The sequence below is a fragment of the Methanocella paludicola SANAE genome (assembly GCF_000011005.1).
In the GTDB taxonomy this organism is placed as follows: domain Archaea; phylum Halobacteriota; class Methanocellia; order Methanocellales; family Methanocellaceae; genus Methanocella; species Methanocella paludicola.
The window spans coordinates 762494-785959 of the sequence record NC_013665.1 but is presented as its reverse complement, the minus strand read 5'-3'; the positions used below and the strand labels follow the sequence as shown (position 1 = coordinate 785959).

General features: G+C 50.2%; 22 protein-coding genes and 2 pseudogenes. 7 read left to right on the top strand and 17 right to left on the bottom strand.

Translation table 11 applies throughout. The features are described from left to right. Positions 1 to 117: 117 nt before the first annotated feature. A complete protein-coding gene (locus MCP_RS04110) occupies positions 118 to 312 on the bottom strand; it encodes a hypothetical protein (RefSeq protein ID WP_128567023.1) in 195 nt (64 codons plus the stop codon). A 100-nt stretch (positions 313 to 412) separates the two neighbouring features. On the opposite strand from MCP_RS04110, the gene MCP_RS04105 reads away from it, so the two are divergent. Genes MCP_RS04105 through MCP_RS04085 form a run of 5 tightly spaced genes read left to right on the top strand, consistent with a single transcriptional unit; the run spans position 413 to position 3929 of the window. After that, positions 413 to 844 (top strand): metal-dependent transcriptional regulator, encoded by a 432-nt coding sequence (locus MCP_RS04105; RefSeq protein WP_012899550.1) that lies wholly within the window; start codon positions 413 to 415, stop codon positions 842 to 844. 9 nt (positions 845 to 853) lie between these two features. Beyond that, a complete protein-coding gene (cbiQ, locus tag MCP_RS04100; protein ID WP_012899549.1) occupies positions 854 to 1651 on the top strand; it encodes a cobalt ECF transporter T component CbiQ in 798 nt (265 codons plus the stop codon). 14 nt (positions 1652 to 1665) lie between these two features. Further along, positions 1666 to 2544 (top strand): energy-coupling factor ABC transporter ATP-binding protein, encoded by an 879-nt coding sequence (locus MCP_RS04095; RefSeq protein ID WP_012899548.1) that lies wholly within the window; start codon positions 1666 to 1668, stop codon positions 2542 to 2544. Between the two features lie 38 nt (positions 2545 to 2582). Further along, a complete protein-coding gene (locus MCP_RS04090; RefSeq protein WP_012899547.1) occupies positions 2583 to 3356 on the top strand; it encodes an energy-coupling factor ABC transporter permease in 774 nt (257 codons plus the stop codon). 3 nt (positions 3357 to 3359) lie between these two features. Further along, on the top strand, positions 3360 to 3929 hold the full coding sequence (locus MCP_RS04085; RefSeq protein ID WP_012899546.1) for a YdeI/OmpD-associated family protein: 570 nt from the start codon (positions 3360 to 3362) through the stop codon (positions 3927 to 3929). On the opposite strand, the gene thrC is transcribed toward MCP_RS04085, so the two are convergent. Continuing rightward, the gene (gene thrC, locus MCP_RS04080; RefSeq protein WP_012899545.1) at positions 3926 to 5083 is read right to left on the bottom strand and encodes a threonine synthase; all 1158 of its coding nucleotides are present in this window, start codon (positions 5081 to 5083) and stop codon (positions 3926 to 3928) included. The two genes, MCP_RS04085 and thrC, sit on opposite strands and share 4 nt — an antisense overlap. A 94-nt stretch (positions 5084 to 5177) precedes the next feature. Between thrC and MCP_RS04075 the strand changes: the two genes are divergently transcribed. Next, positions 5178 to 6413, top strand: a complete 1236-nt coding sequence (locus tag MCP_RS04075; RefSeq protein WP_012899544.1) for a Glu/Leu/Phe/Val family dehydrogenase — start codon at positions 5178 to 5180, stop codon at positions 6411 to 6413. Positions 6414 to 7037: 624 nt separating this feature from the next. Here MCP_RS04075 and MCP_RS04070 read toward each other — a convergent pair. The 5 genes and pseudogenes from MCP_RS04070 to MCP_RS04050 form a co-directional block, all read right to left on the bottom strand. After that, positions 7038 to 7334: a YkgJ family cysteine cluster protein gene (locus MCP_RS04070; protein WP_128859926.1), complete on the bottom strand. Its 297-nt coding sequence runs from the start codon at positions 7332 to 7334 to the stop codon at positions 7038 to 7040. A 38-nt stretch (positions 7335 to 7372) separates the two neighbouring features. Continuing rightward, a complete protein-coding gene (locus MCP_RS04065; protein ID WP_012899542.1) occupies positions 7373 to 7783 on the bottom strand; it encodes a hypothetical protein in 411 nt (136 codons plus the stop codon). Between the two features lie 175 nt (positions 7784 to 7958). Next, positions 7959 to 8129, bottom strand: a complete 171-nt coding sequence (locus MCP_RS04060; protein ID WP_128567022.1) for a CxxC-x17-CxxC domain-containing protein — start codon at positions 8127 to 8129, stop codon at positions 7959 to 7961. Positions 8130 to 8333: 204 nt separating this feature from the next. Then, positions 8334 to 8567, bottom strand: a complete 234-nt coding sequence (locus MCP_RS04055) for a hypothetical protein (protein ID WP_012899510.1) — start codon at positions 8565 to 8567, stop codon at positions 8334 to 8336. 325 nt (positions 8568 to 8892) lie between these two features. After that, positions 8893 to 9189: pseudogene (locus MCP_RS04050) on the bottom strand (transposase); the annotation flags it as partial. A 112-nt stretch (positions 9190 to 9301) separates the two neighbouring features. On the opposite strand from MCP_RS04050, the pseudogene MCP_RS04045 reads away from it, so the two are divergent. Continuing rightward, positions 9302 to 10471: pseudogene (locus tag MCP_RS04045) on the top strand (IS256 family transposase). A 48-nt stretch (positions 10472 to 10519) separates the two neighbouring features. Here MCP_RS04045 and MCP_RS15620 read toward each other — a convergent pair. The 10 genes from MCP_RS15620 to MCP_RS03995 form a co-directional block, all read right to left on the bottom strand. Continuing rightward, positions 10520 to 11158, bottom strand: coding sequence for an IS66 family transposase (locus tag MCP_RS15620; RefSeq protein ID WP_231845197.1), 639 nt, complete (start codon positions 11156 to 11158; stop codon positions 10520 to 10522). Positions 11159 to 11321: 163 nt separating this feature from the next. After that, positions 11322 to 11690: a DUF6444 domain-containing protein gene (locus tag MCP_RS16010; RefSeq protein ID WP_012899537.1), complete on the bottom strand. Its 369-nt coding sequence runs from the start codon at positions 11688 to 11690 to the stop codon at positions 11322 to 11324. Between the two features lie 224 nt (positions 11691 to 11914). Continuing rightward, positions 11915 to 13408, bottom strand: a complete 1494-nt coding sequence (locus MCP_RS04030) for a DUF362 domain-containing protein (RefSeq protein WP_012899536.1) — start codon at positions 13406 to 13408, stop codon at positions 11915 to 11917. A gap of 70 nt (positions 13409 to 13478) precedes the next feature. Beyond that, complete coding sequence (locus tag MCP_RS04025; protein WP_012899535.1) at positions 13479 to 14453, bottom strand: DUF1616 domain-containing protein; 975 nt, start codon at positions 14451 to 14453, stop codon at positions 13479 to 13481. Positions 14454 to 14495: 42 nt separating this feature from the next. Beyond that, the gene (locus MCP_RS04020) at positions 14496 to 14759 is read right to left on the bottom strand and encodes a hypothetical protein (protein WP_012899534.1); all 264 of its coding nucleotides are present in this window, start codon (positions 14757 to 14759) and stop codon (positions 14496 to 14498) included. 43 nt (positions 14760 to 14802) lie between these two features. Then, positions 14803 to 17199, bottom strand: a complete 2397-nt coding sequence (locus tag MCP_RS04015) for a heparinase II/III family protein (RefSeq protein WP_158301439.1) — start codon at positions 17197 to 17199, stop codon at positions 14803 to 14805. Positions 17200 to 17686: 487 nt separating this feature from the next. Further along, positions 17687 to 19012, bottom strand: coding sequence for a nucleotide sugar dehydrogenase (locus MCP_RS04010; protein WP_012899532.1), 1326 nt, complete (start codon positions 19010 to 19012; stop codon positions 17687 to 17689). Position 19013: 1 nt separating this feature from the next. Beyond that, entirely contained in the window at positions 19014 to 20072 is a 1059-nt protein-coding gene (locus tag MCP_RS04005) for a DUF354 domain-containing protein (protein ID WP_012899531.1), read from the bottom strand. A gap of 82 nt (positions 20073 to 20154) precedes the next feature. Then, complete coding sequence (locus MCP_RS04000; RefSeq protein ID WP_012899530.1) at positions 20155 to 22119, bottom strand: hypothetical protein; 1965 nt, start codon at positions 22117 to 22119, stop codon at positions 20155 to 20157. Then, positions 22109 to 23410 carry a flippase gene (locus tag MCP_RS03995; protein WP_012899529.1) on the bottom strand — a complete coding sequence of 434 codons (1302 nt, stop codon included), beginning with the start codon at positions 23408 to 23410 and terminating at the stop codon, positions 22109 to 22111. Before MCP_RS03995 ends, MCP_RS04000 begins: the two co-directional genes overlap by 11 nt. Positions 23411 to 23466 lie beyond the last annotated feature (56 nt).

The following is a 23466-nucleotide window of genomic DNA, read 5'->3' as shown; positions in this document are numbered from 1 at the left end:
CAAGCGGCGACCGCGATCACCGGCCAGAAAATGCGTTTTATATTGAGCCCCAGAATTCAAATGGGAACGCATCGTATTAAAGTTATATCGACTTTAGGGACAAAAACGAGGAAAGATCTACGAGCCGACGATGATATCGTCCTGGCTCGCCCCTTGCTCCTTTAATATTTTCTTCAAAGAGGCCTTATCGTACTTCTGCTCGAGCGCGTACTCGATGAGCCGGGCGTAGGCGTCCTTTAAGGAGAGGTCGTGCTCGATGGCGAATTTTTTGACCTCTTTATGAAGCTTCTCGGGGATATCCGCTTTTGGCATATTGCTCAAGATATGTCATATCTGATATATAAGCTATCACGTCATCGAATGTTTGGGTATAGCCCAAACTTTTATATCTTCGGCCTGCCTATTGTTACCCGTGAAGAACATCGACGGCCTGGAGCTCAGCCCCAAAAAATGCGAATATATCAAGTTCATCCTGGAGCATGGCGGCACAGTGCATACGACGGACATTTCGGAGCACTTCGGGCTGGACCCGTCGACCGTGTCGAAGTCTGTCGCCGGGATGTCCTCGACGGGGCTCATCGAGTATGTGCCCTACCGAGGGGCCCGGCTTACGAAAAAGGGAAAAGAGTACGCGGAATTCTTGATGAGACGCCACGGGATCATCGAGCTCATGCTGTCCCACTACGGCCTGACGGCCCAGGAGGCGTGCGCCGAAGCCTCGAAGCTGGAAGGGTACGTCTCGAAGGACGTCGTTGACAAGATATGCACGTCGCTTGGCCATCCGAGCGCCGGCGTCTGCGGCCGCATCAAGCACGACACGTGCTGCTGCTGTCCCGAGGATTGAGGCGAGACCATGAGCGAGCTGTCGCCTCACATACCGGACCTCGACCTCATCACGTATTACGGCGAGAAGGGGCAGACGTTGTTCTCCCGGGTCAGCCCCTGGACGAAGGCATTCATGCTGCTGCTCATCATCGTGTTCATCACGATCTCCAAAAACCTGCCGCTGCTGGCTTTATTGTATTTATGTTGCCTCGCCGCTTTCTGGCTCGCCGGCCTGCCCGTGAACAAGCTCTTCCAGTGGTATTTATTGCCCGTCGTCTTCGTGCTATCGCTGGTCCTGCTACTGATCTGGGAGGCAGAGGGCACGCCGCTTTTCACCATAGGCATTTTGGGCCTGTCCTTCACGCTCACCGACGAGGGCCTGGAGCTCGTCGCCGTTCTCCTGCTGAAGGCGCTCATTTCGGTCACCTACACGCTATTATTCCTGATGACCACGAAGTACGCCCACTTCTCGGCCATGATATTCAAGGCCTGCCCGTATCCCATCGACCAGATCTTCCTCATGTCGTACCGTTTTATTTTTATCACGCTGAAGATGGTCGAATCGATGCTGAAGGCGCTGCGCTCCAGGGGCGGAGGGCTCATCAAGAGCACGATAAGGCAGAGCGGGATGTTCGCCGAGATATTCGCCCTCACGCTCATACGCTCCTATGACCGGGCGGACCGCGTCAGCAAGGCGATGGAGGCGAGAGGATTTAGCGGGAAGTACGTGGCCTCTACGCGGGTGCCGGCCATCCGCTTACCCGAATACATATTCATGCTGGCGTCTACGGCGCTGGCCGCTTACCTGTTATTGTTCGTTACATAGTTCGAGTTGATATCATGTCATTGAAGGTCATACAGCAAAGCGAGCACGTCTGCCACGGGCACGTCCCGGGCGAGCTTATCCACGTGGACTGCGCGAGCCACGTCTACCAGGACGGCACGGTGGGCATCCACAATATGTGCTTCAGCGTCCGGGAGAAGGAGATCGTCGCGCTCTGCGGCCCCAACGGCTCCGGGAAGTCCACGCTCATCGAGCATCTCAACGGGCTCCTGCAGCCGTCGAGCGGCAGCGTTTCCATCGGCGGGAAGAAGCTCGACCTCCGCTCGGGCGTCTGGCGGGAGGTAGGCGTCGTCTTCCAGCAGTCGGACGACCAGATCTTCGCGCCGACTGTTTTAGATGACGCCATGTTCGGCCCCCTGAACATGGGCATGAGCCCGGATGATGCCCGGAATGCCGCGATGGAGGCGCTGAAGGCGCTGGGGGCGGATCATCTTGTAGATAAAATGCCGTCGTACCTCTCGGGCGGCCAGAAGAGGCTCGTAAGCATCGCCGGAGTGCTGGCCATGAGGCCACGGCTCATCGCTATGGACGAGCCGACGTCCGACCTGGATCCGAGGCATACCGACGTCATCGCGAAGGTCATCATGGAGCTGAAAGACAGGTACGGCATCAGCGTCGTCATCGCCACCCATGACCTGGACCTGGCCTCGATGGTCGCCGACCGTGTCTGCGTAGTCAGGGACGGCTCCATTGTTGCCGAAGGCACCCCGGCAGAGATATTTTATAATGACAGCCTGCTGGAGTCGGCGGGCCTGAAGCAGCCCCGGATTGTGGGCGTTTACCGCTCGATCATGGCGAAAGCGGGCATAACGCCTGCCGGAAGGCCTGTAAAGGAAGAGGAGCTGGCCAGCATAGTGGCAATGATGATAAAATAATGTTTGGCATGTACCCAAAATATTGAGGAGGCAAAGGATTGGCGCATATTCACCTTGAGGACGGCACCTTCAGCATCGTATGGGTGCTCGTCTGGTGGGCCGCAGCAGTATTATTGATCAGCCTGTGCCTTCTCTGGCTCCGTAAGGTCCGGAAGATCGATAACCGCACGGTCATCATGGCCAGCCTGTGCACGGCCGCGGCCTTCGCCATCTTCCAGGTGGAGATCCCTATACCGCTGCCCCTTTTTGGCGGCCTTCACCTGAACTTTACTCCGCTCATCGGCATTCTTGCCGGCCCCGCCATGGGCGGCATCATCGTGCTCATCGCGAACATTTTCAGCGCTGCCGTGGGCCACGGTGGCTGGGGCCTGGTCGGGGCGAACTGTATCGTGAACATGTCCGAAGTGCTGGTGACATACACGGTTTACCGCACGCTGGGCCGGCTGAACCTGGACGCGTTCTCCCGTGCCGGGATCAGTACCATCATGGGGCTCTTCATCGGTAACCTGACCATGATGTCGGTCATCTTGATCTCCGGAGTGCAGGGCATCGAGATAGGCTTTGTAGATCTATTGAATAGCCTGGTCATCATCGCGGCTGTGAACATGCTGGTGGCGGTCATCGAGGCGTTCGTGACCGGCTATATCGTTTCGTACCTGGAGAGGGTCAGGCCCGATATGCTGGGCGAGCCGCTGTCACTTAAAACGAAGCCGCATGTTAATGGTACGTTACTGCTGGGAGCGCTTATCGTACTCGTCCTGGCATTGAGCATTGCTGTCTTTGTTTTTCCGAACGTCTTTATGGCAGGCTGAGCTATGCGTGCGGAGGATAGCAGGCTCCTGTACCTGGCGGACAGGAAGGAATGGCGCCAGTGGCTGAGGGAGAATTTTAAAAAAGAGAAAGAGGTCTGGCTCATTTTCCCTGATAAAGCTTCCGGCGAGCCGCGCCTGGCCTACAACGACGCGGTCGAAGAGGCGCTCTGCTTTGGGTGGATCGACAGCACGGTCCGCTCGATCGATGCGCATCGTGCGGCACAGCGATTCACGCCCAGAAACCCTAAAAGCAGCTACTCCCAGGCGAATAAGGAGAGACTGCGCTGGCTGTACCGGCATGGGCTGCTACATCCGACGATAGAAGAGGCCGTCATGGATGTCATCAACGAAGGCTATGTTTTTCCGAAGGATATTCTTGAAGCGATACAAAAGGACGAGACCGCCTGGAAGAACTATCGTGGATTTTCCGACCCATACAAGAGGATACGTATCGCCTACATCGATTCGGCCCGGAAGCGCCCCGAAGAGTTCACGAAGAGGCTGGACAATTTTATTCGCATGACACGGAAGAATAAGCTCATCGGGTATGGCGGGATCGAGAAGTACTATTAGTCGACCCGGCACTTAAAAGCCTCAGGCTCCTTCAGCCCATGGCCGGTGATGACGGACACGACTCGCGCGTCATTTTCTATCTGGCCCTGCTCGTAGGCCTTGATCAATCCGGCAGTGCTCAAAGCACCGGACAGCTCGGCAAAGATGCCCTCCTCAAGGGCCAGCATATTCCGGGCACAGCTCGCCTCATTGTCCGAGCACGTGACGGCAATGCCCTTTGACTCCTTTAAAGCACGCAGCGCCCAGCTCCCGTCCAGCGGGTCTCCACAGGCCACGGCATCCATGAGCGTATGTGGCAGAACGGGCTCTATACGGTCCGTATTGCACATGAAAGCCTTCGCCACGGTATTACACCCTTCGGCCTGCACGCCGATGATCTTCGGCAGGCGGTCGATCAAGCCCAGAAGCGTCAATTCCTTCAGGCCCTTCCACATGCCGTGGAGGAGCGTGCCGTTGCCGACGGGCACGGCGATATAGTCGTAGTCGGAGCCCAGCACGTCGGCGATCTCGAAGCTTACGGATTTTTCGCCCTCGCTCCTGTACGGGTAGTCGCCGGCGAGATACACATGGTTTTCATCGAACTGCCGACGGGCCTCCACCATTGCGGCCGTATAGTCGCCATTTACCCTTTTTATGGCGGCCCCGTGTGCCTCCATCTGGAGCAGCTTGATGCGGGGCGTGTTCTTCGGGACGTATATGCCACAGCCGATGCCGCCACGGGCGGTATAGGCGGCCACGCTGGCGCCCATGTTCCCGGTCGACGCGAGCACGAGCTCCGGGGCGCCATACGCCTTCGCCTGGGATATCTCGACCGTCGAGCCCCGGTCCTTGAATGACCCCGTCGGGTTCAGGCTCTCCATCTTAAAAAGAAGCTCTCTGCACCCGGCCTTTTTCACGACGTTCCTCGACCGCACGAGGCCGGTGCCGCCCTCGCCCATGGAGATGATGTTCTTTTTCTTCAGCTCAGGATAGAACTCCCGGTACCGCCAGTGGCAGAACGTACGCTTCCTCAGGTCTGCCCAGCTAATGTGGCCCATCAATTCAGCGTAATCGTAGACGATCTCGATGCTGTCCCCGCAGTCGCAACGGTAGCGTATCTCCCCTTTCGGGTACGTGCGGCCGCACCGGACGCACTGGAGGTACCTGACGTGCATACGGTACTATTGTCGTGATAAATAACAAATGTTTCCCTTTAAATGTGATTATTTTTATATTTATAGCTCGTACCTGATATCTAAGGCATAGCACATGAAAGATGAGGACTTTTATAAAAGTACGCTCGACATCATCGGGAGCTCCTGTGAGCTGGCGGGCATCGAGGAAAGATACAGGACCATACTCTCCTACCCGCGGCGCAAGCTCATCGTGAACTATCCCGTCCATATGGATGATGGTGGCATCAGGATGATCACGGCCCTCAGGGCCCAGCACAATGACGCGCTCGGCCCCTACAAGGGCGGCATACGCCTCGGCTGCAGCGTGACCGAGGAGGAGGTCACTGCGCTCTCCATGCTCATGTCCATCAAGTGCGCCCTGCTGGGGCTGCCATACGGCGGCTCAAAAGGCGGGATAATCGCCAACCATAAGGCCCTGTCTAAGAAAGAGCTGGAGCGCGTATGCCGGGGATATATCCGGGCCATCTACCCGGTTATAGGCCCCACGCTGGACGTCCCCGCGCCCGATATGAACGTCTCCCCCGAAGCTATCGGCTGGATGCTGGACGAGTACGAGCGCATGGTGGGCCACCACCAGCTTGACATCATCACCGGCAAGCCCGTCGAGCTCGGTGGCATCAAGGGCAGGACCACCGCGGTCGCCTGGGGCGGGATCTTCGTCATGGAGGAGGTAAAGCGCATCCATAACTGCGACTGCTCCACGTTCGCCATCCAGGGCTTCGGTAACGTAGGGGGGAGCATCGCCCAGATCCTGCACGAGAAGGGCCGGAGGGTGGTAGCGGTGAGCGACTCCACCGGCGGGGTATATAACGAGAGCGGCCTGAACATACCGGCGCTGATGTACCATAAGGAAGAGACGGGCTCTGTAAAGGGCTTTGATAAGGCCAGGGACATCACTAACGAGGAGCTTCTGGAGATGGACGTGGATGTGCTGGCGCCTGCGGCGCGTGAGGGTGTCATCACTGCTGCGAACGCCGATAAGATCCATGCGCGGTCGGTTTTGTCTCTTGCCAATGGCCCCGTGGACATGCGGGCGAGCGAGATACTGCATGACCGTGATATCATCGTGATACCCGATGTGCTGGCTAACGGTGGTGGCGTCGTCGTGAGCTACTTCGAGTGGGCCCAGGACCGGGAGGGGTACGGCTGGAGCGGCGCCAAAGTGTCGGCGAACCTTAAGGATGTCATGAAAAAGGCGTTCCGTAGTGTAAATGATGCCTCGAAGGACTATAAGGTCGATATGTATCGTGCTGCCTACCTTGTAGGGATCAAGAATATCGTGCAGGCGATGAAGGCTCGTTCCGTATAAAGAGTGATTTAAATTTTTTTTATTACCCGAGCTCATGCCGTATTTCCTGCAGGCGCTGGTTTGTTCGGTCGGTATCTCGAACCTCTCCAAAGGAAATAAGCCACGAATTTTTCTTTTAGATTTTACTCACGAAGCCTCGAATGCTCTAGCACACCGTCAATGCCCGAACTCTCTAATACTCTGGGCAGTGCTCTAAGCCTCTAACGCGCTAACCCGAAAAGAAGTCTCTAAGTCTCTAAATCACGTTTGAAGCGCTAAACGAGATAGCACGAACACTCTAAAAACCCGGTCGTTCCCCATTAAGTTAATATGCAATAGATTGGTGTCGTTGGCGTTTTAGCCGGGCTTTAGAATGTTAGTGCTATCTCTTTTAGCGTTTCGAACGTGCATTCGAGTTTTCGAGCTTTCTTTTCGGGTTAGCGCGTTAGTGCCGTTCGAGCACTGCCCTGTGTATTCGAGAGTTCGTGCGTTGACGGTGTGCTAGAGACTTAGAGATTTTGTGAGTAAAATCTAAAAAGAAAATTTGTGGTTTAATTCCTTTGGAGAGGTTCGAGATACCGACCGAACTATTGTACAAAAAGCATACCATGTAAAAGTATTACCCACAAACATGGAACTACTAGCTTAAAAATATTTTTCACAATAGTGCCAGGTACAAACCTCAGGCTTCGACTCATGGATGCCGCAATAGTACTTGTTATCGGCCCTCAATTCGAGGAACGGGCACTGCTTAACACGGTTACCGGCCTCATCCACCCAGAGACGCCCGCCCGAGACTTCCCCGTCGACGAAGTCGATGCCTACGTGAGCCAAAATATCGTCCCTGCGGTCGAGCCGCCACCGGGCAATATCCAGCGCCGAGGCCTCGAGCCTCATACCGTACTTCTTACAGCACAAGCCGCACTGGACGCATCCGCTCATGCACACGCATAACAATGCAAAAAGAATAACGGTTTCGGTCAAAAGATGGACTCGGGAAGCCCTGTGCCGATGCCCGACCCCGGCACGAACTTCGACATGTGGTTGATCGCGAACACGATGGCGCCGACCATGGCCCTCGACTGCTCGGAATTAAGCTGAATATTATGCATGCCCTCGGAACGGGCCTGCGGCGTGATGCTGGCGTCGATGATGTTCTCCAGAAGCCTCTCCACTTCAGAGAGGCTTAAGTAAAGCGATTTCTGCTTTGCTATGATCATCTCCCGCATCCCCTCGGTCTGGCCTTTACTGACGTCGCCCAGCTCCTCGAGCTGGCGGATGTGGTCCTGCACAAGCTCCCGGACGAGCTTCACGTTCGAGAACACAAAAACTACGTCTATTAGCTCGATGCCGTCGTGCCCTCCCTGTATCGCCGCGCTAACGTCCTGCATACACGTTTAATTCTTAGTACCGGGTATATAACACATACACGATTTATGTGCGGAGAAACAGAAACGAATAAAGAATGAACGATAGGAAAATAACGCAAAATAAATAGTTCATACGAAGATGCGATCTTCGTATTATTTTAAACTTAAGGATGTTACTGAAGATTGGTTAAAAACCTTAGAACCTGGGCTTCCTGTGCTTGGGAAGGCAGTCCTGGCAATATACCGGGCGGCCCTCGGTGGGCTGGAAGGGTACTTCGCATTCTTTACCGCAATCAGAACAAGTTGCCTTGTGCATTTCTCTTGGGCCTCCGAAGTTCCGGCGACCCCTAAATCCACTGTCTCTCATTGATATTACTCATGCAGATTGGTTCTGCACATGATTAAGCGGGACCATAGTATAAAAAGATATGCTTTGTAATGAACAGAAGTTTCGTAGGCATCCGGTTAGTAAGGGGACAGGTAAAATAAAATCGTAGGCGTCCTGGACGCCTACTGAACTTCTTATCGTCGTTCTCGCGTAGCTGATCAGTTGAGAGGCTTTGCAGTGGTCTTACCACCAGCCGCCCCAGCCGCAGGTGCCGCAGCCGAGACCGCCCCAGCCACCCCACAGGGGCCAGCCCCAGCCACCCCAGCCGAGACCGCCCCAGCCGAGACCGCCCCAGCCGAGACTGCCGAGACCCCAGCCACCCCAGCCGAGACCGCCCCACCAGGCGGTCGCCGGGATAGCCAGTACCAGTACAGCTAATGCGAGAAGAACGAAAATGGCTAGCTTTTTCATGTCCATTGTTGTTCCTCCTCACGGAACCCACGTAGAGTATTGTAAAAACCCTATTTTATGCCATGAGCGAAAAATCAAGCACTCCGAGCGTGGCAGCGCCGGTGAGGTACGATTTTGGTGTGAATCTAATATCTCGTGCAAAGCCCGACGCCACTTTGGGTATTCGGAGGCAGGGGCGGTCGTGCAGTAAGCCATAGAAAGGTCAATGCGAAAAGACCTAAGCGCCCCTAAGGGGGGCTCGCGCCATCGGGACGGCCCATATTGATTTCTGTTGTCGAGCCTGTCTGCATTAACTAATTTTTTTGTAACTGTTCAGCTTGTGGTTTTGGTTTTATTGGGAGGTTTGTGGGATGTAGGGGTGTCCTTGGAGTGCGTTGGTGATAGAGGCTAGGATGGGTTGTTTGTTCTTTTTTAGGGTGGATATATACGCCCTGATTCTGCAGAACCATTTGGCTCCTTTTTCGCTTCTGAACGTGCCGCTAATCTTTTGTTGGACTTTTACCATGCGGATGTCCCGTTCGGCCTGGTTGTTCTCGAATGGCACCATTGGATCGTGCATGAATGCTAAAATTTCATTCCGATACTTTTTACAGCGGTCAAGGAGGTTCTTAGCGTTGGACGGGTGTGTAATGGATTTTGCTGAAACTTCTTTTACTTAATAGTGTGTTAAGGAGGTTTAGCATGTCTAAGTTGTTTACGAAGGAGCAGATCAGGGCCTGGCTTGGCTTAAGGATAATGATTTGAAGCGTGGCGGGGATGTTGAGAAGGCTTTTATCGGGGAGATAAAGGAGGTTTTGCAGGAGGCCTTGGAAGAGGAGAGGACCCAGACATTGGGGTATTCCAAGTATGATTGGAAGAGCAAGGTCTCGGATAACTCTCGGAATGGTCATTCTTCGAAGACTGTTAGGAGCCAGTTTGGCGAGATAAATCTGGAGGTTCCCAGGGATTCGAAAGGGGAGTTCGAGCCTGTAATCGTTAAAAAGTATGAGCGCTCGATCAGTAGTGAGTTGGAGGATACCATCGTCTCTTTGTTTGCCAGTGGATTGGGTAACCGGGACATCGAGGCGCAGATGAGGAGGGTGTACGGTGTGGAAGTGTCGGCGGAGATGGTTAGCAAGGTTACTGACAAGATCCTACCGTTGGCCAGGGAGTGGCAGTGCCGCGCGTTGCAACCATTGTACCCTTTCATCTTCCTTGATGGGGTGATGTTCAACGTGAGGCAGGACGGCCACGTGATCAAGAAGACGGCTTACCTGGTGTATGCCATCACGGTTGAGGGGTGTAAGGAGGTCCTGGGCATTTGGATTGGGTAGGCTGAGAGCAGTAAGTTCTGGATGAGCATACTAACCGACCTCAGGAACCATAGGGTGAAGGACATCTTGATCGCCAGCGTTGATGGGCTCAATGGGTTCGAGGAGGCCATACATGCCGCGTACCCCAGGACTGAAATACAACGGTGCATCGTCCACCAGATAAGTAACAGCACCAGGTACGTGAATTACAAGGACAGAAGGCCGTTCTGCAAGGACATGAAGGAAATTTACACGGCGCCCAGCGAGGAGGCGGGCCTTGATGCCCTGGACCGGTTAGAGGAGAAACGGGGTGCTAAGTACGCGTACGCCATAAAGAGCTGGCGAAGTAACTGGCCTTGCCTCTCAACATTCTACAAGTATCCTCCGGAGATAAGAAGGCTTATCTACACGACGAATCCCATCGAGAGTTTCAACAGGAAGATAAGAAAGATCACCAAGAACAAATCTAGTTTCCCCACCGACGACAGCCTTTTTAAAATACTCTACCTGATTGTTATGGACGAGTCGGAGAAATGGAAAATGGCCGTCAGGGAATGGGGCACGATCATGAATCAACTCATGGTCTACTTCAAAGACCGAGTAGAAGCATGTATATAGAACGGTTCGCATAAAAGAGAAAAGTAATAAAAGAGAAAAAAGGAAGTCTCAACAAAAAAATTTACACTCTCGTTTTGACTGCGTTCCGGGGCCCCGTTTGCCCACACGTTCGGGCTCCCCCGTGTTTTCCCATAAGCCCAACCCGATAAGCTCCGTGTACCTTGACTCATAATCCGCGATGGCCTTACCATCCAACGGTTGAGATGAGGCCCGGGCCGCGTCCACCCTAGCTTTTACCTCATGCAATAACCCGCTCATCCCCCAGCCCCATTCCTGGCCGAAGGCCTCCGAGACTCCCCGGAGTTCCCGAAGCAGGTGGGCGTTGCATAAGACGTGCCCGCACCCGTACTTGAAGTAGGGCTTCCAGAAATCATGGACCAAGACGCCTTTAAACACTGGCAGTATCCCCTGCTCTATAGTTGCCCCCGAACCCCGATGCTTATGGTGTCCGTACCAGGTGAGGTACCTGGTGCATAGCACGTGGATCCACTGCCTCTTGCCGCATACCCGAAACCCCGTCTCGTCCGTGTAAAGCACCCCCACGCCCTTCAAGAGTCCTTTCAACACGCCTTCGAAGCCTTCAAGCCCCGTGTGGCAGGATTCCACCATCCCCACGAGCGTCCCTTTACCCACGGGGCGATCGAACAGGTCATTGAACAACTCACTAATCCGGTCGTACGGGACCAACTGGTACGTGCTGAGGTACACGACCAACGATGCCAGGCGGAGGCCGTACTGCACCGGATGTGACACGCCTTGAGGGAACCCGGCCCGAGACAAGTGGCGGCAGCAGGAGCACTGCTTCCGCTCTGCCTGGTACTCCGTGACCACAAACTGCAGGGGCGGAATATCAAAAGACCTGCCTCCGCTCGATCGTGGCGGGCACGTTCACCAAAGACGCTCCGCGCCCATCGCAAACATCAACGGTATGAATAATGACCACGTCGGGATCATCAACCTGCAAGAGGGTATGGCCAGAATGGCCCACTTGGCCCTCCACACGCCTCTCCCCCCTGGGCCGGAGGCTCCTCGGCTTGGCGAACACGTCCATGGACGGGGGCATATTACTATTCCCACTGTTCATGCCCAGCCGGGCCTCCAACTCCGAAAGCCGGGCCTCAAGCTCCCTAATCCTTGCATCCTGCCCCTCAGCAATCCTAACGACCGCCTCCGGATCATTCCGACATAACCCGAGAAGCACGTCCCTCTCCAACACCATGACAAACAAAAGATAAAACCAACAAAAACAAATCATTAACCACTAAAAAAGACACCTGAACAGTTACATTTATTTTAGCGTATGCCAGGCCTCATGCTGCTTGTCCGTTTGGAGATAATGCGATAATAGACTAAATGGTCATCATACAAAATATTATTATATAATATGCGAACTGGCCTATTAGAAGGTAATAGCCCTGCATGGCGATCACAAAGCAGCAGATTTTATATGTTGATCGGCCTGGTATCTGCCCCAGCCTCGCTCCGGCCGTATTTAGCGCCCATTTGATCCTCATATTCGATATGCCCTTTCCAGCCGCTAGGGGGCTCTATATGGCAGTTATAGGCAGTATAGACCAAAGGAAATAGATTACATTTTTCGGACAAGACCTCAATATCGCTCGCGTCGCCCTGGGTTAAAGGATATTTAATGGGGTGCAGGGCGTATTTAATCATGGGTATCTTATTATGATCGAAGCCCATGATCATGCTGCAAACGATGTCCACGTCAACTGGATTATACCCTGCGACTAGAACACCGCATTTTTTTGCCTGGTTCTCCATCGGCCCCTCCCTTTCACCCGCGACAATACCGTCCACAACCGTGAAGATCCTTCTCTGCGGTGTATCGCACATTACCCCGCTCCGGTCGGCATAGAAGATGATCTTGTTCAGGTCAGTAATTGTCCGGGGGAGCGTCTCATTCCCATACCAGCTCCCCACGTGATACATGTTTTTAGCCGGTTGCAAGAGCCGGGAGATAAATAGCAAAGAATAGATGCCCCGGAGCAGGTATATCTTATATAGATTGGCGGTCGTCGGTATCTCGTCCTTGATCCTACTAGAGAGGTCAATCAGGGGGTCTTTATGTAGGTATTCGTCGCCGCCGTCCGCTATCGATCCAGCCTTGTGATGGGGGACCATGTCCTTACAGCCATTAATGCCCACCATGTTCTTTAAGGCGCAGCTAAAGGCGGTCTTCGAATGGGTCTTGAGCTTAGGGACGTTGAGGATGACGTCGGCTTCAAGAATGCTGTTGGCGATTAAATATTCGTTTTTCCCGCTATTATGGTGCTCCGCCATTTGGTGCCGGTCGTAGTAAGCGATCCGGAGTTTTTCATAGTCTCCGGCCCTTGAATGTTCCGAGTCGTGCTTAAGGTCGACGAAGGCATATCCCCGGGGGTCGCCTTCGAGATGCCGCTTTTTAATTCTCCCGCTCCGGAGCTCGCCTTTTTCCAGCCTCAGGTCCAGGATCTTCAACTTGATACCGGCGTTTTGCGCGTAATATTCTGCGATCTCGTTCAGGCTGGTATCTTGTACCACTTTAGAGAAATCCGTGTTTATATAAGGCGCATCCCCGATGGTCAGGGTTCCCGTCCCCCTCAATGCGATATTTGCATAGTCCAGGACCGCCCGGATCACGGAGCCCTGCGTGACCAGCGCTTCCTCGCCGCCTTTGGGCTTGAAGTGGCTGACAAGATTGGGTTTAATAAAAACGTTGTCTCCCGGCCGGATGATCGTGCCGAGGGGGTTCCAGTCTGGCCTGCCATAGTTATCGATATCCATGCCAAGCCGGTAGAACAGCTCCCGGACACGGTCATAGCATTCGTTTTTCGTACCGGTGTCCTGAAAGGGATACTCGGGATAGCTCACGGACGGGTGAAACGGCGCACTATGGCAATAATCCAGCTTATCGTCCTTTATGATTGCGATTTTCATCGAATCCTTCCTACACAAATGTAATGCATAACGGTCGGGACTTTGGGAACGTGTAACCGGCCATTAAATATCATGCTTCCCCGGACTCGCCCAATAATTGCTGCCACATGGGCGGTGACACAGACGCCGCGGGCAGAACATTCACGTATAGGTCGCACTCCCGATAAGGAGTGGACGATGGTCCGTCATCGTAGAGCGAGAACGCCATTTTCATGTTCGACCCGGTGGTTCTGGGCCTCAACATGATGGTCTTCTCCCAGGTCTGATTATCCCCTAGCGGGATCTGTTCAGAGTAAATGACATTTGCACTACCGTTGACGGAAATGACCAGGCTATAGTCGACGGTTTTATGCTCATGGTTCGCGATACATACGATGATGGGCTGCCCGCTGCCCAGGTAAAAATCCGTAGGATAATCTTTCATCCTCCCTCCGGGGCCGAGGATATAAAATTCCGTGAAATTATCGGTCCGCCCCGGCGTAAGAAGGAAATAGGCCAGCGTGAAACATATGGCTATTATTATGACCGATGTTACCAGGAACGTTAGATACTGGGGCTTCCTGTCCGTAAAAATTAATGATCTTTTTAAATCCTGATAAGCCCCGCCGATGTCGATCGAGAACCTCTCGTCGGCAGGAATCCTCCGCCTTCGCATAACTGCAACCAGAATGAATAAGATCGTGAGGATTGTGAGAATGGCGACGATGGGCCCGAGGTGTATGCCCCAGGGCGTAAAATTCGCGAGGAGCACCGCTATGGGCATGATTCCAAGGTTTAGCCCGAACGAGAGGGCGATCCTTTCCACGGTATCGATATCAGCCTTTCCCGGATAGAGGGCGGCCGCGAGCGAATAGCCGGGGATGAACAAGACCATGATAGTGCCCGCTATTGGCCTTATCATCGTCTCATTAAGGATAGGGAGGTAGATGCAGGCTAGCATCAAAATGTTAAATCCGAGGATAAATGCCAGGTCTAAGCCCAGGGCTTCTTTACCTGGGCCATTGTACGCCTGCTTCTTTTCATACGAGATATCTTGTTCATACATACGATGACCTGCTAAATTTTTATCTTGCCAGGGTCCCAAAAGTTACGTGATGAAAATAGTAAGCACCACGTTTAGCATGAGCATTATAAAAACAAATACGCCTATGACCATGATCACGTTCATCACCATAGTAAACCGGGGACTGTCCTCGGGAGATCTCAATAATTTTTCGAGGACCATGAAGCCGATAAAGTAGAGCACGAAGAACCGTTCGATACTCAGGCTCTGAAAATAGATCAGGATTGCCAGCGTGGTGAGTATCCATATGGAATGAATATATCCGACGTTTAAGCTCCTCATAGTCATATGCTCAGTAATATAACTTGTATTATATAATATTTTAACCTTTCTATGGGAAGCCCCGTATTTCATAGGTATGCTCGCCAGGCCCGAGGTTTATGACCATCCCTGCACCATTTTCGGCGAGCTTCCAGTTCGGGTACTCCGCGCCATCCTTAAAGACCTTATACCAAAACGCCGGGGCTATTTGCCCCAGGGTAAGCTGGCCATCCCCGTCACACTTTATGGTAAATTTGATGTCGCTGCCGTCCCTTTTCAAAGACAGGTAATCGGCTTTTTCCGATGTGCCCGCCATCAACGTGTTGCCAAGGTTTAGGTATGAGCCGTTGATCATTGTAAATTCGGAGGGCTGAGGAGCCTCCCGGACGAAGGCCGTGTCCGCATCCGTGGAATAGTTCCCGAAGGACGCGTCGCCCTTTCCGGTGTAGACGTAATCGCTATAGCCTTTCGACGTGACCTGCATGGCATTACCGGTGCCCTTTACAGGTATGGCGATCGGAGCCGGATGAACATCCGATGGGTAGCTGGAGATCAGGGCCGTCACCCTATACGTGTTATCGGCAGGCGGCGACCTGAAGTAGACCACGGGCGAGAAGACCTCTGATTGTTCGGTATAGCCGGCGATCCGGCCTACATGCTTCGTCACCAACACTTCGCTGGCAGGAACTGTGAAAACCTGTAGATCGACGGCATTACCATACGGGTTAACGGTACTCCAGTTAAACGAATTCGTAGTAATTTCCGTTGGCGTCTCCGCCTTATACGGTAACGCTAGCCAGTTAAAGGGCGTATTATCGATGGCGAGGCTGCCCTTCACATGGCCTACCTGGCTCTCGGAGGTGCCGGTGGATGGCACGATGCTCAGGCTCGTCGGCCGGAATATATTCCGGTAGCCCCAGGCCTGGCTGCCTTCCATCCGGTCTACCACGATGAAATAGTCTCTATGGGGGTATAATACCATCCTTTCATATTCGATGGGAGAAGAGAGTTCCATATTATCGGCATCACTGCCCACCATGTTAGCCACATCCTTTATCGTCGCTCCCGCATTCACGGCTTCCATCCAGGGCGTGCTGAAAAGGTCATTGATCGTAGCGGTAGTATTTAAATAATAATAGCCTTTGAATATTCCCCTAGCAGTACTATCGGCCCATGGGGACGGAGGGTATGGATTTCTAGGGTCTTCGATGGCAATCGTATTATGGTATACTTCATAGCGTCCCTGGTAATGGTCGAGCACGTTTATATCCTCGCCGCCATCGGCTAATAATAGATCGCCTTTTCCATAGTACTCGAAGCTCAACTGGTCCTGATGCGACATGTCCCTGTTCGCCCCTGTGAACACATTCCACGTAATGAGGGCTAACCAATCGCTATCCGTATCCCAGCTACCCCTGAAGACCTGGTACACGGAATCGGGGCTCAGATGGCTCGTCCAGGGGGGAGTCTTTCTCTGGACCGAGGAATAGTCCCCGTAGACGGTATACAGGAGAGCGGATGGTAAAGGCTTGGTACCATAATAAATGTGATTATCGACGAATGAATATGGCAATGTATTCGAGCTATCGACATAGTCGTCAAAGTTCAGTGCAAACGAGCGATTATTGGCATCGAGGAGGTTGATGATCCCCCGGTGGTAATCGTATTTTATGTTGCCGTTCGTAACGAAATCATTACCATAATAGTTGGGCAGGGAATCCCATAATTCACTGGTTAACGCAAGCTTCGCTATGGGGTACACGTCGAACATGTTCCTGCTATAATAATGGCTGTATACCTGTGCCCATAAAACAAGGTCGTCGGTATAATATGACTTATACGCTCCGAAGAGGTCCTGCCCCGAGTTGTCGAACCCGAAGCTTATCATAGACCGGCCGAAATCATGAAGCTTGTCGTTTACGAAGAAGTCGTCAGTGCCCACCTTTATCCAGTCTGCAGGTGTAGACGAGAGCAACAGGTTGTCAGGATTCGTAAAATCATTCAGGGTCAGGCCTGCAATACCCATGATCGGATAAGCCTGCCCATGGAAATCATAAAAATAGATATTGTCCTTATAGTTAAGCCCGTCATCGGCCGCGGAGGAGTTCAGGTCAATATAGACCGAGTCGGCAAGCTTCGCCAGTTCATCCCTTATTTTTCTATCGCTATCCGGGTCAAGGGTCGGCTGTACCCAGTCATAGGCGAGACAATACGAGTATAAGCCTATTGCCTTAAAGCCCTCGGGAGTCATCAAGACAGTACTATCAGGCATTCTCGCGATATCGATGTTAAGCAAGGCTTCCTTTGCCTTATCGGCATAGGATGTTTTTTTCGTGATCTGGTAGGCGAGGGCCAGGTTCATCGCATACTGGCCTCGCGCTGAGATCCATCCATCATCATAGGAATCGTATGTGCCCCAGTCAGGGCGGGTGAAGTCCTTTGAAAGCGCTGTATTGGCCGAGCTCATGATGTCATTTTCCCATCCGCTCCAGGGAGAGGACATGCGATTCTGGTAACCCGGCACCTCGCGGATATCATGGAACAATAAGAAAGGATGCGATGAGACATCATTTACAGTCGCTATGGGCGTTTGGTTAAACAGCAAGAGGCTAGCAAGGTCTACCTGTGCCCATGGAACGTAAAAAATGCAATAAAACAATAATGATAGCGCAAGAGACACTATGAAATAAATTGCCAGCACATTGTTTTTAAATACCGTTCGTATCACCAGTTCATTATTTTACAAACAATTTGTTGTTAACAGATTTTTCCATATAAGTATAGTATAATTATCAAAGTATATATTTTTTAGGTAAGCCCCCTTTAACCAACGCATGTATTACTAAAAGCGGAGGATTGGATAATGATCTATTTTTCAAATAAAAATATCATCGGGTTACTAATCCTTTTATGCCCCCGATCGGAATTTAATTATTATTTTAATCTTTTAAATTCTATTTATTATCCTTTCCTAGGCCATAATAAACAACATTTTCGTTATCGTTAACGAAAATATTTTTACAATCAACGATCACCGGCGACCTCATGGATTTTACAAGGTCCCCTATCCTTTGGCGTTTAAAACTATCGTGGTCTACCATGAAAATAGCGCAGTCCGAACCTTTAACAGCGCTCATGATATCCTTTTCCGAATCTAAATTATGATCATTAATTCTAATTGAATTCGCGTAGGGATCATATATTTTTACATTTGCCCCAAGGCGGATTAGTTCCTCTATAATCTTTATCGAAGGGGATTCCCTTGTGTCCGGGATATTTTTCTTGTAGGATAATCCCATTATCGATATGGTTGAGCCGTATATTTTTTTATTGATTTTCTTAAGCCCTTTGCCTGCGAGATTTATCGTATGGATCATCATGAAATCATTGATCTCGCCCGAAGTTTCAATGAATCTCGGTATGAACCCGTATCTTTTTGCCTGGTAAGACAAATAATACGGGTCCAGTGGAATACAATGGCCCCCAATGCCCGGACCGGGATAAAAAGCCATGTAGCCATAAGGTTTAGTCGAGGCCGCACTTATGACTTCCCACGCATCGATGCCCATTCTTTCGAATATTAAGGACAGTTCGTTGACTAGGGCGATATTTACGTTCCTGAAGATATTTTCTACCATTTTTACAGCTTCTGCGGTTTTGGCATCCTTGACCTTGATTATTTTATCGATAACACTCCCATACAATTGTGCGGCTATTTCCGTACATACTTCATTTACGCCGCCAACGATTTTCGGTATTTTTTCAACGGTAAATAGCTTATTACCGGGGTCTATTCTCTCAGGCGAGAACGCTACCCCAAAATCGACCATGGCCTTCAGGCCTGTTTTTTCAAGCATCGGGACGACGACATCGTCCGTTGTGCCGGGATACGTAGTACTTTCTAAGATGATGCACTGGCCTTTTCGCAGTATCTTAGTTATTGTTTCACAGGCGCTTTTTATATAGCTTAGATCGGGCTCTTTTCCTTCGGTCAATGGCGTTGGAACGCATATTATAATAAAATCGCACTTTTTCAACTCGCCATAATCGGCCGTCGGATAGAACGAATTATTCACGTAAGTTTTTATTTCGTCGTCGGAAATGTCAGGTATATTGGACCTGCCATCTTTCAGGGTATTAATAATATTTAAGTTGGTGTCGTATCCGATGACGTTAAATTTTCTGGAAAAGGCCATTGCGAGCGGTAACCCGACATAACCAAGCCCAATGAGCCCTACCGTAGCAGTACGATCATTGATCTTTGTTAATAATTCTTCCATTCTATAACCTTCCGGATATTGTGTCTTTTTGATAATTTTCAATGAAATTCATCAAGAAAGCAGTCACGTCGATCTTGTCCCTTAGCAATTTTTCCCTTTTTGCCTTTCCTTCGCTCCTCAGATTGTTATTTTGAAGTAGTTCCATCGCTTTGCTGAACGCTTGCCTGTCCATCGTCTTCTTATCGGAGAAATTGTAAACCAGGCCGTATTTTGTTTCCTCTTCGTCCGTATATCCGAGTCTCAACGTATTCACGTAGATCGCATGAGTCCCTAAAACGGCAGATTCTGAAGCAGTAGTTGCACCTTCACCGATGTACAAAGTAGAATAATAAAGAAGGTCGTGTAATCTTTCGGGCTTGATATTCATCTTATATTTTTCAAGCTCCTTATCAAGCGAGACCTCTGAAGTTATGAGAACTCTTCCGTATTTTTCGAGGTCCTTAACGAACTTATGTTTCATCTCACGCGATAGCCCGTTCTGTCCGACGTCATGGTTTGCGTCCCAGGATACGAACCGTAAGATGATGATGTTATCATTTTTACTTAATCCCACTTCATCGAGCACTGCGGGGTCGGGCTTGAAACAGTTGGGATGTAAATACAACAGTTCAGTATACCCATTATACCTGACTTGTTTTTTACCGAAATCTTTCCTAAAACACGTGGAAGTCAATACGGCATCGGTAAAGGGAACATATAGCATATGCTCAAGTTTTGCATGTTCCGTATCATCTAAGGCGATAGATGGCCTATTCATTAGTTTAGATACATGCGCCCCTCGAATAGATCCTTGCCCAAGAAATACATCCGGATTAAATTTTTTTACAGCCCCATACATCTTCACATCAAGTGCAGGGATGTTTAAAATTTTATAGGATAGTGATTTTCCATATGCCCCTAGCTTTATATAATCAAACTCATAATTATTTAACAATTTATATGATATGTCCTTCTCACTGGCAGTGATCAACGTTTCGTGACCTTTTTTTTGCATCTGCCATATAAAATTTTTAAAGTAATGTACATGAGCCGGGTGATTAATATCGACGACTATTCTCATGCTATCACCCGGAAAGTTAATATTTTTTCAAACCCGCCCCTGCCTATGTATGAAACATGCTCCTGTATGGCTTTTACATTACTCATGGCAACACGTATCCTTTTAAGCTTCCGGAATCGAACAAAACGGCAGCGCTATTATTGAGGTGCGACGGGATGTCGTTACCTAAGACGATATCATAATAGCTACCGTTATACAGTCCCCGGACCGGATGTGTCACGGTCTTAGCCCTTAAGACGACCATGCCATCCGTCATATTACTCCAGTCGAAACCTCCGAGTGGCGTTAGACTGTAGCTACTGGTCTCGCTCCTGTTAAGGTATTTGGTTAACGGCATTTCATAAGAGTCATAGTCTACGAAAATATCCCCATCGTATGTCGTATTCAGCGTTTCAAAAGATATCATCTCCGACACCGTATAGTAGTTTAGTGAAGACGTACTTCCAAAGTAAGGGGTGTCCGAATTCGAAAAGGAATTAGCGATCATGCAAAATATCAGAACGAAAAATAATGGGACAAAGGCGATAACCCGGAAATTTTTTCTGACGACGTTAAATGACAGGCTCAATCCCTGGGAAACGAATAAGATGAAGCCCATGTAAATAAACGCGGGCCACCGGTAAGGTACGATGCTGCGCATCCCCATGACCGGGAATATGAAGAATACGAAGAACAGGACAAGCATCGTAACGACAAGCGCAATTCTCGCTTGTCCGGCATTTGCTTTCGACGTAGACCAGAGAACGCCGATGATCCCGAAAACCACGAATATTAAAAAGCCTAAAATATTGATGAGGTCGCCATACTGGTGGCTAGACGGGTCAGGGATGAACGACATCGTGGGCCTGGATAAAAATCCTGCATTCATTAATGATAACTTTAGCTGACTTATTACGAAATAAAAGAAATTGCAGTTCGAAAAGGTCCAATATCCAAAAAGTATGAACATCACTATTATGCAGAGCCTAATATCGATGTAGAACTCTTTTTTGCCATTGGGATAGAGCTTACCGTATATTATCGAGCCGACGTAAAGGCTGATCAGTGTGATGAAAGCGATAAACGAGGAAATGGTGTGCGTCAGAGTGATCAGTATAAACGTGAAGATGATGAGTGAATAGTTCATTTTATCAAATTCTTTCTTTCTGAACATAAGGAACAGCAGTAAGGCATACAAAGAGAGCCCAAAGCTCATGGCAATGATCTCTATGCTCCATTCCAGGTGGAAATCGGCAAAGTTCAGGAGCAGCATAGATATTAACGCGATGTTCTCGTTCGACGTTATTGTTTTAACAAGCAAATAAACGAAGACGGTACTTAGTGCGAGGGCGGCCCCCACGATAAACATCGCTAATTTTACGTCGATATTACCGATCAATTGGCATGCGATAACATACAAATGCATGATTGGGAAAAAGGGGTATTCTGATGATATGTGGCCTATCAGAGCTTGGATAGAGCCGCTGCTCATCATTTCGGATATGATCTTCATATGAAACCATTGGTCCGAGCCGATCGGGTATGGTGAGATCAGGTTAGCGCTGGCCCGCAACATCACCGATACAAATAATATTTTAGAAATGGCGATAAGCACGCTCACCTTATCCGGTTTTAATGAAAAAAGCTCAAGGCCTAGCATCGTGAGTGCCAAGGCTATGGATAAGAAAAACACTATAGGCCTCGAGTACAGGGGCGCCGTGAAATAGCTGACCAGCGCCGTAAGCGTTGCCCCCCAGAAGATAATATTTATGAAACTAATGGTTTTTTGGCCGAACCTAAAGGGTAAATTGCCCGCATACTGGTTTATTGTATCCTTAAGACTTAGATAGGCCGAGGACGTGATCGCCACTATCGGGCCTATCGTGATCGTATAATTATTGCTGTATAACAAATTCATGCAGGTTATAGCAAACCCTGCGATTATGCCCAGGATCGCAAAAATCCCATCGATGGTGAAAATTTTTTTCCTATCAGTCCGGATAAGTAACGCAATACAGACCAATGCTGTTATGGCAATAACGAAAGGCGCTAACTCCTTAAAAGTCACCGGTCTGCCTCCGTGAGGCCGTTATACGGCCATCCAGGTCATTAATAAATGTATTTAGTACATACAAATTGAGAACCGTAGTTAAGATCAATGAGATCGATGTGGCAGCCGCCGCCCCATTGATGCCGAATGTCGGGATGAGAAGGATGTTTAATAATACGCTGAAGGCCATAGAGGCGATCTCTATCTTGAATACGACATTGACTTTACCAATATAGGCAAGGGCAGAACCTATCGATACCAAAGGCGCATACGCAATCTGGCCTATGACCAGTAATACTAGCGGAAGGTATGCGGGCGCAAATACATCGGAAAAAAAGATGTCGATAAGGTATCGGCCGAAGAGTATCAACGATATCGATAGTAATACCGTAATAATAAACGTGTACATGAACGTGCTCTTGATGATCTTTCGGATGCCGCTATAGTCTTCATTTCCATGTAATCTGGATATTTTCGGGCTAATAATCGTCTGGACGGCGCTCGGCAACAGGGACATCCCCTGGATTAATATACCAGCGACCGCGAAATATCCGACCTGCGTATCGTTCAGAAAAACCCCGATCAGCAAAACGTTCACCTGCGAGTTGATCAACGATACCGAGTTCGCCAAGGTCACGTAAAACCCGAACCCTGAAAGCTTTATTAGGATGCCATCCAGGAGCTTTCGAGGCATGAACAGTGATCGTTTAACGTAGGCTAACGATAGTGAACCGACTACGATCGTCGGTAAGACTAATCCCAGCACTGCGCCATTGATCCCAAGATGTAAAACGATGACCAGCAATATGGAGGACAGGAAAACAAGCGTATTTTGAGCGATATTTATTATAGCGTAATGAGTGATTTTTTGCCATCCGTTGAGTACGCCTAGTACCGATTTTTGTACCGCTATGAAGGGGAAACAGAAAGCCAGGACCTTTAATAGATATCCCATGTCCGGGTAGTGGAAAATATTGACGGCAACTAGGTCAGAGGATAAAAATAGTATTACAGAGATGGCCGAGCCATAGATAAAAGAGCCCAGGATACCTGAAGTCGTATACTCCGTTATCTTTTTAAGGTCATCCCTGTACTCGGCCACATATTTCGTTAAGGCCGATCCAATACCGAAGTTCGCGAATTGCATACCGAATAAATATATCGTGAATATCAGCGTATATATGCCAAGCCCGGATACCCCCAGGTCCCGGCCGAGTACGACCCTTAATAATAGCTGGACGAGAGAAGACACCGCTATACTGATAAATGCCCAGTAAAGGTCGATCATCGTCTTATTCAGTTTGATCAACCGGAAAAGATGGCCAGTTTCGTATATACCGGATTACCTCCTCGAGTGTTCGGCAT